This window comes from Rhizobium sp. K102, assembly GCF_022385315.1.
Taxonomy (GTDB): Bacteria; Pseudomonadota; Alphaproteobacteria; order Rhizobiales; family Rhizobiaceae; genus Rhizobium; species Rhizobium croatiense.
In genome coordinates this window covers 4,047,501-4,062,419 of the sequence record NZ_CP092436.1, presented here as the reverse complement: position 1 = coordinate 4,062,419, position 14,919 = coordinate 4,047,501, and the positions used below count along the sequence as shown (strand labels likewise).

12 protein-coding genes, 1 tRNA gene, 2 rRNA genes and 1 riboswitch (1 of these 16 cut by a window edge) are annotated in these 14,919 nt (G+C 62.0%); of the genes, 10 read left to right on the top strand and 5 right to left on the bottom strand.

Annotated features, from left to right (window positions below; genetic code table 11):
- Position 1: 1 nt before the first annotated feature.
- Together nrdH and MHI61_RS25940 are read right to left on the bottom strand one after the other, a co-directional pair.
- Positions 2-223, bottom strand: a complete 222-nt coding sequence (gene nrdH, locus MHI61_RS25945; protein ID WP_010068756.1) for a glutaredoxin-like protein NrdH — start codon at positions 221-223, stop codon at positions 2-4.
- 260 nt (positions 224-483) lie between these two features.
- A riboswitch (cobalamin riboswitch) is annotated at positions 484-710 on the bottom strand.
- Between the two features lie 340 nt (positions 711-1,050).
- Positions 1,051-3,288: a heavy metal translocating P-type ATPase gene (locus MHI61_RS25940; protein ID WP_239791104.1), complete on the bottom strand. Its 2,238-nt coding sequence runs from the start codon at positions 3,286-3,288 to the stop codon at positions 1,051-1,053.
- Between the two features lie 71 nt (positions 3,289-3,359).
- On the opposite strand from MHI61_RS25940, the gene MHI61_RS25935 reads away from it, so the two are divergent.
- The 10 genes from MHI61_RS25935 to MHI61_RS25890 all read left to right on the top strand — a co-directional run bounded on the left by MHI61_RS25935 (position 3,360) and on the right by MHI61_RS25890 (position 12,759).
- Complete coding sequence (locus tag MHI61_RS25935; protein WP_010029773.1) at positions 3,360-3,782, top strand: helix-turn-helix domain-containing protein; 423 nt, start codon at positions 3,360-3,362, stop codon at positions 3,780-3,782.
- Between the two features lie 69 nt (positions 3,783-3,851).
- Complete coding sequence (locus tag MHI61_RS25930; RefSeq protein WP_239791103.1) at positions 3,852-5,060, top strand: TIGR03862 family flavoprotein; 1,209 nt, start codon at positions 3,852-3,854, stop codon at positions 5,058-5,060.
- Positions 5,061-5,256: 196 nt separating this feature from the next.
- The gene (locus MHI61_RS25925; RefSeq protein WP_239791102.1) at positions 5,257-6,216 is read left to right on the top strand and encodes a helix-turn-helix domain-containing protein; all 960 of its coding nucleotides are present in this window, start codon (positions 5,257-5,259) and stop codon (positions 6,214-6,216) included.
- Positions 6,217-6,385: 169 nt separating this feature from the next.
- A complete protein-coding gene (gene adh, locus MHI61_RS25920; protein ID WP_239791101.1) occupies positions 6,386-7,894 on the top strand; it encodes an aldehyde dehydrogenase in 1,509 nt (502 codons plus the stop codon).
- A gap of 220 nt (positions 7,895-8,114) precedes the next feature.
- A complete protein-coding gene (locus MHI61_RS25915; protein WP_239791100.1) occupies positions 8,115-8,507 on the top strand; it encodes a DUF779 domain-containing protein in 393 nt (130 codons plus the stop codon).
- A gap of 137 nt (positions 8,508-8,644) precedes the next feature.
- Positions 8,645-9,241: a DJ-1/PfpI family protein gene (locus MHI61_RS25910; protein ID WP_097609024.1), complete on the top strand. Its 597-nt coding sequence runs from the start codon at positions 8,645-8,647 to the stop codon at positions 9,239-9,241.
- Between the two features lie 24 nt (positions 9,242-9,265).
- Positions 9,266-9,616 carry a ribbon-helix-helix domain-containing protein gene (locus tag MHI61_RS25905; protein WP_239791099.1) on the top strand — a complete coding sequence of 117 codons (351 nt, stop codon included), beginning with the start codon at positions 9,266-9,268 and terminating at the stop codon, positions 9,614-9,616.
- Positions 9,617-9,791: 175 nt separating this feature from the next.
- A complete protein-coding gene (locus tag MHI61_RS25900) occupies positions 9,792-10,499 on the top strand; it encodes an SDR family NAD(P)-dependent oxidoreductase (RefSeq protein ID WP_239791098.1) in 708 nt (235 codons plus the stop codon).
- A 144-nt stretch (positions 10,500-10,643) separates the two neighbouring features.
- A complete protein-coding gene (locus tag MHI61_RS25895) occupies positions 10,644-11,777 on the top strand; it encodes a calcium:proton antiporter (RefSeq protein WP_239791097.1) in 1,134 nt (377 codons plus the stop codon).
- Between the two features lie 217 nt (positions 11,778-11,994).
- Entirely contained in the window at positions 11,995-12,759 is a 765-nt protein-coding gene (locus tag MHI61_RS25890) for a DUF4239 domain-containing protein (protein WP_239791096.1), read from the top strand.
- A 242-nt stretch (positions 12,760-13,001) separates the two neighbouring features.
- On the opposite strand, the gene MHI61_RS25885 is transcribed toward MHI61_RS25890, so the two are convergent.
- From MHI61_RS25885 to MHI61_RS25875, 3 genes are all read right to left on the bottom strand, one after another.
- Positions 13,002-13,078, bottom strand: a tRNA-Met gene (locus tag MHI61_RS25885).
- A gap of 98 nt (positions 13,079-13,176) precedes the next feature.
- Positions 13,177-13,291 (bottom strand): 5S ribosomal RNA (gene rrf, locus MHI61_RS25880).
- A gap of 207 nt (positions 13,292-13,498) precedes the next feature.
- Positions 13,499-14,919: ribosomal RNA gene (locus MHI61_RS25875) — 23S ribosomal RNA — on the bottom strand (it continues 1,377 nt past the right edge of the window).

Below are 14,919 nucleotides of genomic sequence, written 5' to 3'. Positions count from 1 at the left end.
GTCAGGAGAGCGCGCTGATCATATCGGGACGGAAACCCGCCCAATGCCGCTCGCCGGCGATGACGACGGGCGCCTGCATGTAGCCGAGGCTGCGGACGCGATCGAGCGCTTCGGCATCCTGCGAGATATCGACGATATCGTAATCGACGCCCAGGCGGTCGAGGGCGCGATAAGTGGCGGTGCATTGGACGCAGGCAGGTTTGCTATAGACGGTAACACTCATCATCTTCCTCGTGATGTCAAAGAATTCTGGACGCAATACTGGGATCGGGCGCCTTTCGGCGTCCGGGGCAACGTTTGATGGTGATCTGGCAAAGTCGGCGCTTTAAACGCCCGATACGATCCCTTTCGGGATTTGCGCGGGCGGCGGCCTTGATATTCTCGACATGACTTCAACCCCGAAGTGCTCATGCGGACGTTCGGGGCAGCGCAACAGGCGCGGATCACTCCGCTTCATGCACGCGACCTTCCGGACACCCCGCCCGTGGACAGCTAGTTCAAGGCAGGTCTCCTGGCTTGCGGGTCGAAGCACCCTGCCCCAGCCTTCCCGAGGCATCATGCCTCAGTGACCTGAAATCGGACAGTTGCTCGCCGCTTACAGTTGCGGGGGCAGCTCCGGCCTTGTTGCGCCGTCATGGCGAAACGAACCGTATTCCCATCTTGGCCCGCGATCCTGACGAATCGAAGGAACCTTGAACACTAGATATAGTACGCGAATCCAAAATCACGTCAACGGATGGTTTGTGCATTGCGTTACGGCAGGTTTGAAATCACTGCGTTCCTGTGAAAAACATGGATAACGAAGGCTTAACGAAACGAGGCTGCGGAGAAGGTACGGATGAAGCGGGCTGAGCTGTAGCCGGGCCTCAGTTTGATGACAAACCTCCCCTCTCCGCGTCATCCTCGGCCGTGTGCCGAGGATCTGCTGCCTATCGACCGGAGGCAGATGCCCGGGGCAACCCCGAGCATGACGAAAGAGGAGTTGGCGCCCGTTATCAGCGGTCTACGCCACTCTTCATGTGACGAGCGCCGCAAGGACGACATCGAGTGTTATTCCCTTATCCGAAGCAGCCTGAGCGCATTGATCGTCACCAGCACGGTGGCGCCGGTATCGGCGAGGATCGCCGGCCAGAGGCCGGTGATGCCGGCAATCGTCGTCACCAGGAACACCGCCTTCAGCCCGAGGGCGATGGTGATATTCTCTAGGATATTGCGCATCGTTCGTTTGGACAGTTCGATCATCCGCGCCACGTCGCCAACGCGCCCATGCAGCACGGCGGCATCGGCCGTCTCCAGCGCAACATCGGTGCCGCCGCCCATGGCGATGCCGATATCGGCGGCGGCCAGCGCCGGAGCGTCGTTGATGCCGTCGCCGACCTTGGCGACGATGAAGCCCTGACGCTTCAATTCGCCGACGACCCGCTGCTTGTCTTCCGGCATCATCTCGCCGCGCCAGTCGATGCGGAGCATGCCGGCAACGGCTGCTGCCGTCCGCTTGTTGTCGCCCGTCAACATCATCGCCTTTACGCCGGCTGATTTGAGCGCGGAAAGCCCGGCTTCGGCATCCTCGCGCGGCTCGTCGCGCATGGCGATCAGCCCGACCGCAACGCCATTGACGAGCAGCACCGATACGCTCTTGCCCTCGTCGTTCAGAACAGCAATGCGCGCATCCTTTTCGCCATCGAGGGCGCCGCGCTCGCGGGCCGCGGACGGCGACAGCAGGTCCAGCGTCTCGCCGCCGACTTTGCCGCTGACGCCCTTGCCCGGCAGCGCTTCCAGCTCGAAGGCCGGCGGCACGGGAACGCCGTCCGCCCGAGCACGGTTGAGGATCGCCAGCGCCAAGGGATGGCTGGAGCCCTGCTCCAGCACCGCCGCGCGCGACAAGACCTGCGCCCCGCTCAATCCGAAGGAAACGATATCGGTCACCTTAGGCTTGCCTTCCGTCAGCGTACCTGTTTTGTCGAAGGCGACCATCGTCACTTTGCCGAGCGTTTCCAGCACCGCGCCGCCCTTCATCAGCAGCCCGCGCCGCGCGCCTGCCGACAGCGAGGCAGCGATTGCCGCCGGCGTCGAAATGACGAGCGCGCAGGGGCAGCCGATCAGCAGGATAGCAAGGCCCTTATAGACCCATTCGTCCCACGCGCCGGAAAGGAACAGCGGCGGAACCACCGCCACCAGTGCTGCGACCACCACCACGCCGGGCGTGTAATAGCGCGAAAACCGATCGATGAAACGTTCGGTCGGCGCCTTCGATTCCTGCGCTTCCTCCACCAGCCTGACGACGCGGGCGATGGTGTTGTCGGCTGCGGCCGCCGTGACGCGAACCCTGAGCACAGAATCGCCATTCACCGTTCCGGCAAACACAACGGCATCGACACCCTTGCGCAACGGCGTGCTCTCGCCCGTCACCGGCGCCTCGTCGATCGCGCTCTCGCCGGAGACAATGACGCCGTCCGCCGAAATGCGGTCACCCGGGCGCACCATGATGATAGCGCCGACGGCAAGGCTTTCCGCCGGAACCTCCCGCGTCTGACCATTGTCTTCCAACAAGGCATTCTTTGGCACCAGCGCTGTGAGCGACTGGATGCTTTCGCGCGCCTTGCCGGCCGCCACACCCTCCAGCAACTCGCCGACGAGAAACAGAAACACGACAGTCGCTGCCTCCTCGCCGGCATTGATGATGACGGCGCCGACGGCGGCGATCGTCATCAGCATCTCGATCGAAAACGGTGTGCCCGATAGAGCCGCCATGATGGCGCGGCGCGCGATCGGCACCAGCCCGACCAGCATGGCGATGACGAAGGCGTAGGATACGACCGCAGGCACGAGATGGCCGATGGCATAGGCGGCGATTAGCGCTGCACCCGAGACGATGGTCAATCGGCCCTTCCGGCTTTGCCACCAGGAACCGGTCATCGGCGCATGGTCACGCCCATGTAGCCCGTCGATTTTCTTTTGGCCATGATCGTGATCTGCGTGATCGTGATCATGGTCATGGTCGTGGCCGGCATGATCGCCGTGGTCGTGATGATCGTGCGGGCCGTGATCCTGTGCCGGCGCCGCGCTTCCGGCAAAGGGCGAGACCGAATAACCGAGCCCCGTCACCCTCTTCTCGATCGCCTTGAGGTCGCTGCTGCCGTCATGCCGGACGGTCATCGTGCCCGCCACCACCGAGACGGACACATCGGCGACACCTACCACGCGCCTGACCGCCGTGTCGATCTTGGTCGCACAGGCGGCGCAATCCATGCCGCTGACCCGGTATCGTGTCTCGCTCGTCTCAGCCATGATCCGCTTCCTTGTCAAACAGAAGCATCCCTCCTACATCCTCTAGCGACTAGAGGTGCAAGAGGAAAATCATGAAAAAGATCACGATCGGCGAAGCCGCTCGCCGGAGTGGGGTCAAAGTGCCGACGGTGCGTTATTACGAGAGCATCGGCCTGCTCGCGGCCCCGAGCCGCAGCGAAGGCAACCAGCGCTCCTTCGAACCCGCCGATATCAGCCGCCTCACCTTCATCCGCCATGCCCGCGAACTCGGCTTCGAGATCGAGGCGATCCGCACGCTGCTCACCCTGCAGGATGATCCGCACCAATCCTGCGCCTCTGCCGATGCCATCGCCAAGGCTCGTCTCGTCGAGGTCGAGCAGCGCATCCGCAGCCTGATGGCGCTGAAGGCCGAACTCGAAACCATGGTGGAAGGTTGCGGCCATGGCCGCGTCGACCAATGCCGTGTCATCGAGGTTCTCGCCGACCACGGCCAGTGCACGCATCCGCACCATTGATCCCCGCCCTTGCAGGCAATCGACGCCCGCGCCAAAACTGCGGGCAGATAGAATCGGGCGAAGACATCCATGAACCAGAAGCGAGTTGCGATCATCGGCGGTGGCCCGGCGGGCCTGGCGGCCGCCGAGCTGCTTTCGCTCTCCGGCCATGCGGTGACGGTTTACGACGCCATGCCGACCTTCGCCCGCAAGTTTCTGCTCGCCGGCAAGTCGGGGCTGAACATCACCCATTCCGAGGATTACGACCGTTTCGCCACGCGCTTCGGCGCCGCCTCTGCCCGCCTGCGCCCCGCTCTCGATGCCTTTACCCCTGGCGATATCAGAGACTGGGCAGCAGGGCTCGGGACCAAGACTTTCGTCGGCTCGTCCGGCCGCGTCTTCCCTGATGTGATGAAAGCCTCTCCCTTGCTGCGCGCCTGGCTCACGCGGCTGGAGGCGCAGGGCGCTACGCTGCGCACCCGCCACCGCTGGATCGGTTTTGCCGAAGAGGGCTATGTTTTCGAAACGCCGGAAGGGCGCAGCATCGTTCATTGCGATGCGGCCCTGCTGGCGCTCGGCGGCGCAAGCTGGCCGCGCCTCGGCTCCGATGCACGCTGGCTGCCGTGGCTGTCGGAGAAGGGCGTCGAGATCGATGCCTTCCGACCCGCCAATTGCGGCTTTGTCGTCGGCTGGAGCGAAAGCTTCCGCGAGCGTTTCGCCGGCGAGCCAGTGAAGTCGGTCACCGCCACCTCCGATGCCGGCACCTTTCCCGGCGAATTCGTCATTACCGCAAGCGGCATCGAGGGCAGCCTGGTCTATGCCCATGCGGCGAGCCTCCGCGACCGGCTGCTGAACCGTGGCAGCGCTGCCCTGACGCTCGATCTCGCCCCGGGCCGCACGACCGAAAGGCTGACCCGCGACCTCACGCGCCAGGATGCCAAATCGAGCTTTTCAAACCGCCTGCGCAAGGGCGCCGGCCTCGACGGCGTCAAGGCGGCGTTGCTGCGTGAGCTCGCTGCCGAGCGCGACCGAGCCGATCCCGGACGTCTCGCCGGCATGATCAAGGCCCTGCCGGTGCCGGTCCTCGAAACGAGGCCAATCGGCGAGGCCATTTCCTCGGCCGGCGGCATCCGCTGGAGCGGCATCGACGATGGCTTCATGTTGAAGGCGCTGCCGGGCACCTTCGTCGCCGGCGAGATGCTCGACTGGGAAGCGCCGACCGGCGGCTATCTCCTCACCGCCTGCCTTGCGACCGGCCGCGCCGCCGCCCGCGGCATCGAGGCCTGGCTGCGGCGCTGACCATCTCCAGCAAAACTGGGCAAGGATTGCGACGCGCATGCGAATGGCTATGAACCCGATCTAGATCAAAGACGTGGCGTATCCGACGTGCAAAGATCGCGCATGCTTTTGCGAGGGGAAGGCGGCCGTCGCTGCGTGCAATTGCAAACCGGCCGCTTTTCCCTCAGATTATGCTGAAGTTCCGTGGGAGGAGCAGATGCACGAACAGTCAGCACATGCGGAGCATGTCTATAGCTCTGCGCAGCGGAATTCCGCCGCCGCGAGTTCTCCGATTGTCGCTTCCTGGCGGCGTTGCATGACCATGCACCGGCTCGCGCCCGAGGACGAACGTGCGCCGCTGCGTCTGACCGACGAGGAATTTCACCGGGCTCGCGAACAGTCCGAACGGCTGGTCGCCGGCGCAACCGAGGAGCTCGACCGGCTGTTCACCACGGTCGGCAAGGCCGGCTGCTGCATCCTTCTGACGGACAGGAATGGCATTGCGCTGGAGCGCCGGGGCGCTGCCGGCGACGATAAGGACTTTCACCAACTCGGTCTCTGGACCGGTTCGGTGTGGACCGAGGCGAGCATCGGCACCAATGGCATCGGCACCGCACTTGCCGACGAGCGCGCCGTCGCCATCTTCCGCGACCAGCATTTCTTCTGCTCGAATATCCGCCTGAGCTGCACGACGGCGCCGGTCCGCGATCATCGCGGTGAACTCGCCGCCGCCCTCGACATCTCCACCTGCCGCGAGGACGTCAACGAAATGACGCTGGCAATCCTGACGCAGACCGTGCGCGATGCGGCGATGCGCATCGAACTCAACCTCTTCCGCTCGGCCTTTCCCGGCGCCCGCTTCCTGATGGTCCCGGCCGGCGCCAATTCCGCCGCCGCCCTGCTTGCCGTCGACAGGCATGATCTCGTGCTTGGCGCAACCCGCGCCGCCCGCGTCGCGCTGCAGCTGGACGACAAGCGGATTGCGGCCGGCATCCCGGCCGCCGATGCTCTGCGCGAAGCCGTCGTTTCACAACAGGAAGAGATGGTCGAGGCGGAAAAAGCGGCCTTGCTGCGGGCGCTGTCGCGCACCAGCGGCAACGTCTCGCAGGCGGCGATCGCGCTCGGCATAAGCCGCGCCACGCTGCACCGGAAGATGAAGAAGTTCGACCTGCATTAGCCCGACCCCGAACATGTCACTGACATGGTTATCATGACGCGGCCCTGTCGCATGTCTGCGACAGTGTGCACTGCGGTATGGAAGACCTCCCCTGTTCCCTTCGGCAAAACACGCCCATTTTTCCCTCCACTGGTTCACTTGGGAACCTAGCTCATCATGGGAGGATGACATGCTTCATCAGAAAATCGTCGAGTCGCCGTTCAAGCTGAAATACGGCAACTATATCGGCGGCGAATGGCGCGAGCCGGTCGAAGGCAAGTATTTCGAAAACCTGACGCCCGTCACCGGCGGCAAGCTCTGCGACATTCCCCGCTCCGATGAAAAGGACATCAATCTCGCACTCGACGCCGCCCATGCGGCCAAGGAAAAATGGGGCCGCACCTCCGCTACCGAGCGCTCCAACATCCTCATGAAGATCGCCGAGCGGATGGAAGACAAGCTGGAATTGCTCGCCCAGGCCGAGACCTGGGACAATGGCAAACCGATCCGCGAGACCATGGCCGCCGACATTCCGCTGGCGATCGACCATTTCCGCTATTTCGCCTCCTGCATCCGCGCTCAGGAAGGCTCGATCGGCGAGATCGATCACGATACGATCGCCTATCACTTCCACGAGCCGCTCGGCGTCGTCGGCCAGATCATTCCCTGGAACTTCCCGATCCTGATGGCCACCTGGAAGCTTGCTCCGGCGCTTGCCGCCGGCAACTGCGTCGTCTTGAAGCCTGCCGAGCAGACGCCGGCCTCGATCCTGCTCTGGGCCGAACTGGTCGGCGATCTGCTGCCGCCCGGCGTGCTCAACATCGTCAACGGTTTCGGCATCGAGGCCGGCAAGCCGCTGGCGACCAGCCCCCGCATCGCCAAGATCGCCTTCACCGGCGAGACGACGACCGGCCGGCTGATCATGCAATATGCCAGCCAGAACCTCATTCCGGTGACCCTGGAACTCGGCGGCAAATCGCCGAACATCTTCTTTGCCGATGTGATGGCCGAAGATGACGATTTCCTCGACAAGGCGCTCGAAGGTTTTGCGATGTTTGCCCTCAACCAGGGCGAAGTCTGCACCTGCCCGAGCCGCGCGCTCGTCCAGGAATCGATCTATGACCGCTTCATGGAAAAGGCGGTCAAACGTGTCGAAGCGATCAAGCAGGGCAACCCGCTCGATCCCGCCACTATGATCGGCGCCCAGGCCTCGAGCGAGCAGCTCGAAAAGATCCTCGCCTATCTCGACATCGGCAAGCAGGAGGGGGCTGAGGTCCTGGTTGGCGGCTCCCGCAACGATCTCGGCGGCGATCTGGCGAACGGCTATTATGTCAAGCCGACGATCTTCAAGGGTCATAACAAGATGCGCATCTTCCAGGAGGAGATCTTCGGGCCGGTGGTCTCGGTCACGACCTTCAAGACCGAGAAGGAAGCGCTCGAAATCGCCAACGACACGCTCTACGGCCTCGGCGCCGGCGTCTGGAGCCGCGACGCCAATCGCTGCTATCGGTTCGGCCGCGAGATCCAGGCCGGCCGCGTCTGGACCAACTGCTACCACGCCTATCCCGCCCACGCCGCCTTCGGCGGCTACAAGCAATCGGGCATCGGCCGCGAAACCCACAAGATGATGCTCGAGCACTACCAGCAGACCAAGAACATGCTGGTGAGCTACAGCCCGAAGGCGCTCGGCTTCTTCTGAGATGCTCTCGCATGGTGGGAGAGGATCAAACCCCTCCCCAACCCCTCCCCACAAGGGGAGGGGCTTAACGTGCGGCGCTCGCCGTATTCGCTCTCGGCCGCAGCATATTATGAATCCGGCTTGTTGTTTTGCGAGGCGGTGCCACAGCTTAGCCCCTCCCCCTTGTGGGGAGGGGTTGGGGAGGGGACTTTTTCCTCCCAAAACGTTTGGAGAAAGACCGATGGAAACGACTGTCAACGGCAAACCGCGTGTTCTCGCAACCGACGCGGCCCTTGATTTGATCGCTGAGATCAAGCGCGATCACCCCGATATCCTCTTCCACCAGTCCGGCGGCTGCTGCGACGGCTCCTCGCCGATGTGTTACCCCGCCAATGAATTCATGGTCGGCGACAGCGACGTCAAGCTTGGCGAGATCGGCGGCGTGCCGGTCTATATCAGCGCCAGCCAGTTCGAGGCGTGGAAGCATACACAGCTGATCATCGATGTCGTGCCGGGTCGCGGCGGCATGTTCTCGCTCGACAATGGCCGCGAGAAGCGCTTCCTCACCCGCTCGCGCCTCTTTAGCGGCGGAGAGGCCTGTGCCGTCCCGGATGCTACAGTCAGAACAGCTTGATGCATGCGGCTAAGACGCCCAGGCGGTCTGGCGCGTGACATGCTTCCCACTGAGAATTTCGCCTGTAGTATTCCCATAGTACCTTCTGTCCGACGGTCTTTGTTAATCTTCGTCGGTTGGTTTCAAAGGAGGATACGATGCCAGCTTCAAAGATCCTGATGATCACCGGTGATTTCACCGAAGATTATGAAACGATGGTGCCGTTCCAGACGCTGCTCGCCTGCGGCTATACGGTCGATGCCGTCTGCCCCGGCAAGAAGGCGGGTGAGAGCGTCGCCACCGCCATCCATGATTTCGAGGGCGACCAGACCTATTCCGAAAAGCGCGGCCATAATTTCGCGTTGAACGCCACTTTCGACAGCGTGCGGGCAGAGGATTACGATGCCCTCGTCATCCCCGGCGGCCGCGCGCCCGAATATCTTCGCCTCAATGCCGACGTCATCAACACGGTCCGGCACTTCTTCGATGCCGGAAAACCTGTTGCAGCCATCTGCCACGGTGCGCAGTTGCTTGCCGCTGCCGGCGTATTGAAAGGCCGCACCTGCTCGGCCTATCCTGCCTGCCGGCCGGAAGTCGAACTGGCCGGCGGCGTTTATGCCGATATTGCGATCACCGACGCGGTCTCGGACGGCAATCTGGTCACGGCGCCGGCCTGGCCGGCTCACCCCTCCTGGCTGCGCCAGTTCATGGCGGTGCTCGACGCCGCGTCGATGCCTGAAACCAACGCCGCCTGACAAGGGCGGCACCGGGAGGACGACATGTGTGAACTCTTCATCAAAGCGGATGCGCGGCTATGGGAAAGCACCACCCGGTCACTGCGCATTGACGGCATGGTCACCAGCGTCAGGCTGGAGAACTTCTTCTGGTCGAAGCTCGAGGAAGTTGCCCGGCGCGACGGCATGAACGTCGTGCAGCTGATCACCCGGCTGCATCATGAGTCGATCGATGCCGGCCACGATCTCGGAAATTTCACATCCTTCCTGCGCGTCTGCTGCGCCCGTTATCTCGACCTGCAGCTCGCCGGGGATATCCCCGCCGATGTCAGCCGCCCGATCTCCGATCTGGATGCGCCGGTCATCCTCGGCCGCGAACGGGAAAAATATCACTGAAGCCTGGCCCGGCGAACGGCCGATGATGGCGGGCAGAGCTCTCCACGGGGAACTCTGCCGACAATCCTGGGATACCTGACCTTGGCGCAGCTGCACGGGGGTTGCGTTGCGGCGCTGCCTGGATCAACAATGCGCGGCATCATCCAGCACCGGCACCGTCAGGAGATCGATTGCCATGAACCAGCAGAAGGCCGTGATCGTCACGGGAGCCGGCGGCAACCTTGGCAGCGCCGTTGTCCGCGAGCTTGCCGCAGGCGGCGCCAAGCTCGTCTGCATGAACCGGTCGAGCCAGGAGCTGGAAGCCTTGGCCGGCGAGCTTCCCGCCTCCACCGAGTTCCTGTCGATCGCCGGAACGGAACTCACCGATTACGCGTCCTGCGCCGCCGCTGTCGCCCGCGCCGTCAAGCGCTTCGGCGGGGTCAGCGCCCTGATCAATACGGTCGGCGGCTTCCAGATGGGACCGGTCGGGCCGGATGCGCCTGTCCAGTGGGACACGATGATGACCGCCAACGCCCGCACTGCGCTGACGATCAGCGCTGCGGTTCTCCCGACCCTGAAGGCGGCAGGCTATGGCCGCATCATTCACGTGGCCGCCGCCCCCGGCCTGAAGGCCGGAGCCAATCAGGCGGCCTACGCCGCTTCGAAAGCCGCCGTCATCCGGCTGACCGAGGCGATCGCTGCGGAAAACCGCGATCACCGCATCACCGCCAACTGCATTCTGCCCGGGACGATCGACACGCCTGAAAATCGCGCCGCCATGCCCAATGCGAAGACGGACGGCTGGGTATCGCCGCAATCGATCGCCCGCCTCATCGCCTTCCTGATTTCACCGGCCGCAGCTGTCGTTACCGGCGCGGCGATCCCGGCAACCGGGCGCGAATAAAGCAAGGTCTTGCACGTTTTGTACGGTTACATGCCGCCCGGCTTGCGGTACGATTCCTTCTCATCGGAGGCGCGGGCAGCGGGCGGGCGCGATGGTGTTGATGATCGCATTGCGGCGACATTTGCCGGAAGGCAGGTGGTTTCGATGACCGACGGTCCCGCATTCCCCGCCGTCAGCGCCACCAGCCTGGTGCGCGAGGAATGGTTCCTCGGCGTCAGCGTCGCGACGAGCCTGGCATTTCTGGCTTTCCAGGAGCAGCTTTTCGGAAGGCTTTCCGATCCGCTTTGGTTCACCGTCGTTTTCGTGTGGCTGTTTGCCGTCGTCCTCGGCTCCGCCCTGTCGGTCGTGCGGCACGCGGATCATTTGGCGGAGCGGCTGAAGGAGCCCTACGGCACACTCATTCTGACGCTGGCCATCACCTCGATCGAGGTGATGGCGATTTCAGCTGTCATGCTTCACGGTGAAAACAATCCGACGCTTGCCCGCGATACGCTGTTTGCGGTCGTCATGATCATCCTGAATGGCATGGTCGGCCTGTCGTTACTGCTGGGCGCGTGGCGGCGGCCGGAACAGCAGCACAATCTGCAGGGCGCCAACGCCTATCTCGGGGTTATCGTGCCGCTGGCAACCTTGAGCCTGGTCATGCCGACATTTCTGGCAGGCCCGGGCGGACAACATTCATCGGTGCCAAGACAGCTGATCCTCGGCATAATATCGGTCGGCCTTTATGCCACATTTCTGTTTCTGCAGGCCGGCCGCCATCGGGACTATTTCACCGACGACAGCAACCGTCACAAGCCTCACGGCGAACGTCTCCCTCGCCATGGCCCGGTCTGGCCTCATGCCATTCTGCTTTTTGCCTATATGGGTCCCGTCGTCTTCCTGGTCGAACAGCTAGCGCGGCCGATCGACTACATTATCGAAACCCTGCATGCTCCGGCCGCATTCGGCGGTGTTGTCATGGCCATCCTTGTCGCAACGCCCGAGGCGATCAGCGCCGTGCGTGCGTCCATCGCCAACAATCTTCAGCGCTCCGTCAACATCTTCCTTGGTTCGGTATTGTCGACGATCGGGCTGACGGTACCGGCGATGCTCGTTGTCAGTCAGCTTTACGGGCACACCGTGACCCTCGGCCTGGAGGGCGGCGATCTGGTGATGCTCCTGCTCACGCTTGCCGTCAGCATCATTACCTTTGCAAGCGGCCGCACGCATCTCATGCAAGGTGCCGTGCACCTGGTGCTTTTCCTGGCTTACGTGCTGCTCATTTTCCAGCAATGACGCCCGCTCGGCGACATCTTGCCGAATGAAACCGCCGCCCGAAGGCGGCGCTGCAAGACCAGGAAAGTAAGAGTTCCGCGCCCTGGTCTGTCTTCCGCTATGATGGCGGGAGCTATTGCGCGGCTTGCAAGCGATCGCAGTGGCGGCAGCACCTCAAAGTGCTATTGCTCGTCTGAAATGACGCGCGGCGCTGTAGGTGGCGATACGGAGACCGGACTTGGGCTCACTGTTGCTTGGCGGGCTTATATTTGTGTTTCTGTCGAGCGCGACGTCGATAGGATTGATCGTGCGCGACCGCTTGCCGGATCATCACCTCAATGCGGAATCCAAGGACGTCATCAGGCTAGCAACCGCGGTGGTGGGAACGTTGTCGGCCCTAGCCCTCGGCCTTCTGATCGCCTCCGCCAAGTCGACCTACGACAACGCCGAAGTGGAGATGAGAACGGCGTCCGCGCGGGTGCTCCTGCTGGATCGAGTCATGGCCCAATACGGGCCGGAAACCGACAAGGCGCGGCAGTTGCTGCGTGAATTGATCGAGAACCGGATGAGCCGCGGCTGGTCGGCCGAAACCACCGACGAGGCATCCGGCACGGCGCTGGGGGAATATCAGGATATCGAGGCAGTTCAGGGCGACCTACGGTCCCTGACGCCGAGGGATGCCGTGCAGCGTTCTCTCCAGGCCCGCGCTCTTGAGGTGAGCGGCATGGTCGCCGAGACCCACTGGCTGCTGGTCGAATCCGGGAAGGAGGGTTTGCCTTGGGCCTTCCTCGCCGTTCTCGTCTGTTGGCTCGGGCTGCTTTTTGCAACCTTCGGACTGCAGGCGCCGGCCAACCCCACGGTGCTGTCAATTCTGCTCGTCTGCGCTCTGTCCGTCGCCGGCGCGATCTTCCTGATTGCGGATATGGCCAATCCCTATGTCGGACTGATCCATGTTTCCGATGCACCTTTGCAATCGGCCATCGAACGGCTCGGGAAACCCTAATGCATGTCGCCCGGAAGTGTGCAGCGGTTTCATCGCCTCTCTGTTCTGCCGCGCAGAAATGCCAAAAGCCCGCTTGTGGCGGGCTTTTTGGGTATTGCCTGTTGTAGAGTTTGGTTGCGGGGGCAGGATTTGTAGTTTTCTATCCCGCTTCGTCGGCTTTGCCTCCTTGCGGGCCCCTGAAGAGGCGTTAAATCCTCGACCCGTTACCAAACAAAAAGCCCGCACGAGGCGGGCTATTTATTTGGTTGCGGGGGCAGGATTTGAACCTGCGGCCTTCAGGTTATGAGCCTGACGAGCTACCGGGCTGCTCCACCCCGCGGTATATTGTAACACGAAAGGCCGCTTTGTGGGCGGCCCTTTGATCGGCTTTGGGCCGTAGAGTTTTGTGATTGAGAAGATTTTAGTTGCGCTTTGCAGACCTGGCAGCGACCTACTCTCCCGCGTCTTAAGACGAAGTACCATGGGCGCAGGGGCGTTTCACGGCCGTGTTCGGAAAGGGAACGGGTGCAGCCACCCCGCCATAACCACCAGGTCGGCAAAGCGCAACTTTTGATTTGAGAAGCTGGTACACGAGTGACTAGTGATTAGTGACTAGTCGGTAGTGTTTTGTTTTGAACACGTCTTTGGCCTTCAACCGGACGAACACTTCGTGTTCGCCGGGACCGGGCAAAGGCTGGCGCCTTCGCCTTGTCAGGACGACCGCTTTGCGGTCGCCTTGAGATGAGCACAGTCAATGAGAACGATCAAGCCGATCGAGCTATTAGTACCGGTAAGCTTCATGCGTTGCCGCACTTCCACACCCGGCCTATCAACGTGGTCGTCTTCCACGGCTCTGATAGGGAACACTCGTTTTCAGGTGGGTTTCCCGCTTAGATGCCTTCAGCGGTTATCCCGTCCATATATAGCTACCCTGCTATGCCCTTGGCAGGACAACAGGTCCACCAGAGATATGTCCATCCCGGTCCTCTCGTACTAGGGACAGATCCTGTCAATATTCCTACACCCACGGCAGATAGGGACCGAACTGTCTCACGACGTTCTGAACCCAGCTCACGTACCGCTTTAATTGGCGAACAGCCAAACCCTTGGGACCTGCTCCAGCCCCAGGATGCGATGAGCCGACATCGAGGTGCCAAACAACCCCGTCGATATGGACTCTTGGGGGTCATCAGCCTGTTATCCCCGGCGTACCTTTTATCCGTTGAGCGATGGCCCTTCCACGCGGGACCACCGGATCACTATGACCGACTTTCGTCTCTGCTCGACTTGTCAGTCTCGCAGTCAGGCGGGCTTATGCCATTGCACTCGACGACCGATTTCCGACCGGTCTGAGCCCACCATCGCGCGCCTCCGTTACTCTTTCGGAGGCGACCGCCCCAGTCAAACTACCCACCATACACTGTCCCGGACCCGGATGACGGGCCGCGGTTAGACATCCATGACGATAAGGGTGGTATTTCAAGGATGGCTCCACGGAAACTGGCGTCCCCGCTTCAAAGCCTACCACCTATCCTACACATGCCGACACGAATGCCAGTGTAAAGCTATAGTAAAGGTGCACGGGGTCTTTCCGTCTGACCGCAGGAACCCCGCATCTTCACGGGGAATTCAATTTCACTGAGTCTATGTTGGAGACAGCGGGGAAGTCGTTACGCCATTCGTGCAGGTCGGAACTTACCCGACAAGGAATTTCGCTACCTTAGGACCGTTATAGTTACGGCCGCCGTTTACTGGGGCTTCGATTCAAAGCTTGCACCTCTCCTCTTAACCTTCCAGCACCGGGCAGGCGTCAGACCCTATACGTCGTCTTGCGACTTCGCAGAGCCCTGTGTTTTTGATAAACAGTCGCTACCCCCTGGTCTGTGCCACCCCATCATACTTGCGTAAAATGGGGTCACGCTTCTTCCGAAGTTACGCGTGCAATTTGCCGAGTTCCTTCAACATAGTTCTCTCAAGCGCCTTGGTATACTCTACCTGACCACCTGTGTCGGTTTCGGGTACGGTCTATACGGTGGAGCTATTTCCTGGAACCGCTCCGCTGCCCTGATAATCCAATAAACCAGAACAACTTGTGCAATCCGTCACTACCACCAGGCCCACGAATATTAACGTGGTTCCCATCGACTACGCGTGTCCGCCTCGTCTTAGGGGCCGGCTAAC

Bases quoted from the DNA above. Each gene is read 5' to 3' on its own strand.
- adh (WP_239791101.1), top strand. From the start codon at position 6,386: ATGCTTCATCAGAAAATCGTCGAGTCGCCGTTCAAGCTGAAATACGGC.
- MHI61_RS25940 (WP_239791104.1), bottom strand. From the start codon at position 3,288: ATGGCTGAGACGAGCGAGACACGATACCGGGTCAGCGGCATGGATTGC.
- MHI61_RS25900 (WP_239791098.1), top strand. From the start codon at position 9,792: ATGAACCAGCAGAAGGCCGTGATCGTCACGGGAGCCGGCGGCAACCTT.
- MHI61_RS25935 (WP_010029773.1), top strand. From the start codon at position 3,360: ATGAAAAAGATCACGATCGGCGAAGCCGCTCGCCGGAGTGGGGTCAAA.
- MHI61_RS25910 (WP_097609024.1), top strand. From the start codon at position 8,645: ATGCCAGCTTCAAAGATCCTGATGATCACCGGTGATTTCACCGAAGAT.
- nrdH (WP_010068756.1), bottom strand. From the start codon at position 223: ATGAGTGTTACCGTCTATAGCAAACCTGCCTGCGTCCAATGCACCGCC.
- MHI61_RS25925 (WP_239791102.1), top strand. From the start codon at position 5,257: ATGCACGAACAGTCAGCACATGCGGAGCATGTCTATAGCTCTGCGCAG.
- MHI61_RS25895 (WP_239791097.1), top strand. From the start codon at position 10,644: ATGACCGACGGTCCCGCATTCCCCGCCGTCAGCGCCACCAGCCTGGTG.
- MHI61_RS25915 (WP_239791100.1), top strand. From the start codon at position 8,115: ATGGAAACGACTGTCAACGGCAAACCGCGTGTTCTCGCAACCGACGCG.
- MHI61_RS25905 (WP_239791099.1), top strand. From the start codon at position 9,266: ATGTGTGAACTCTTCATCAAAGCGGATGCGCGGCTATGGGAAAGCACC.
- MHI61_RS25930 (WP_239791103.1), top strand. From the start codon at position 3,852: ATGAACCAGAAGCGAGTTGCGATCATCGGCGGTGGCCCGGCGGGCCTG.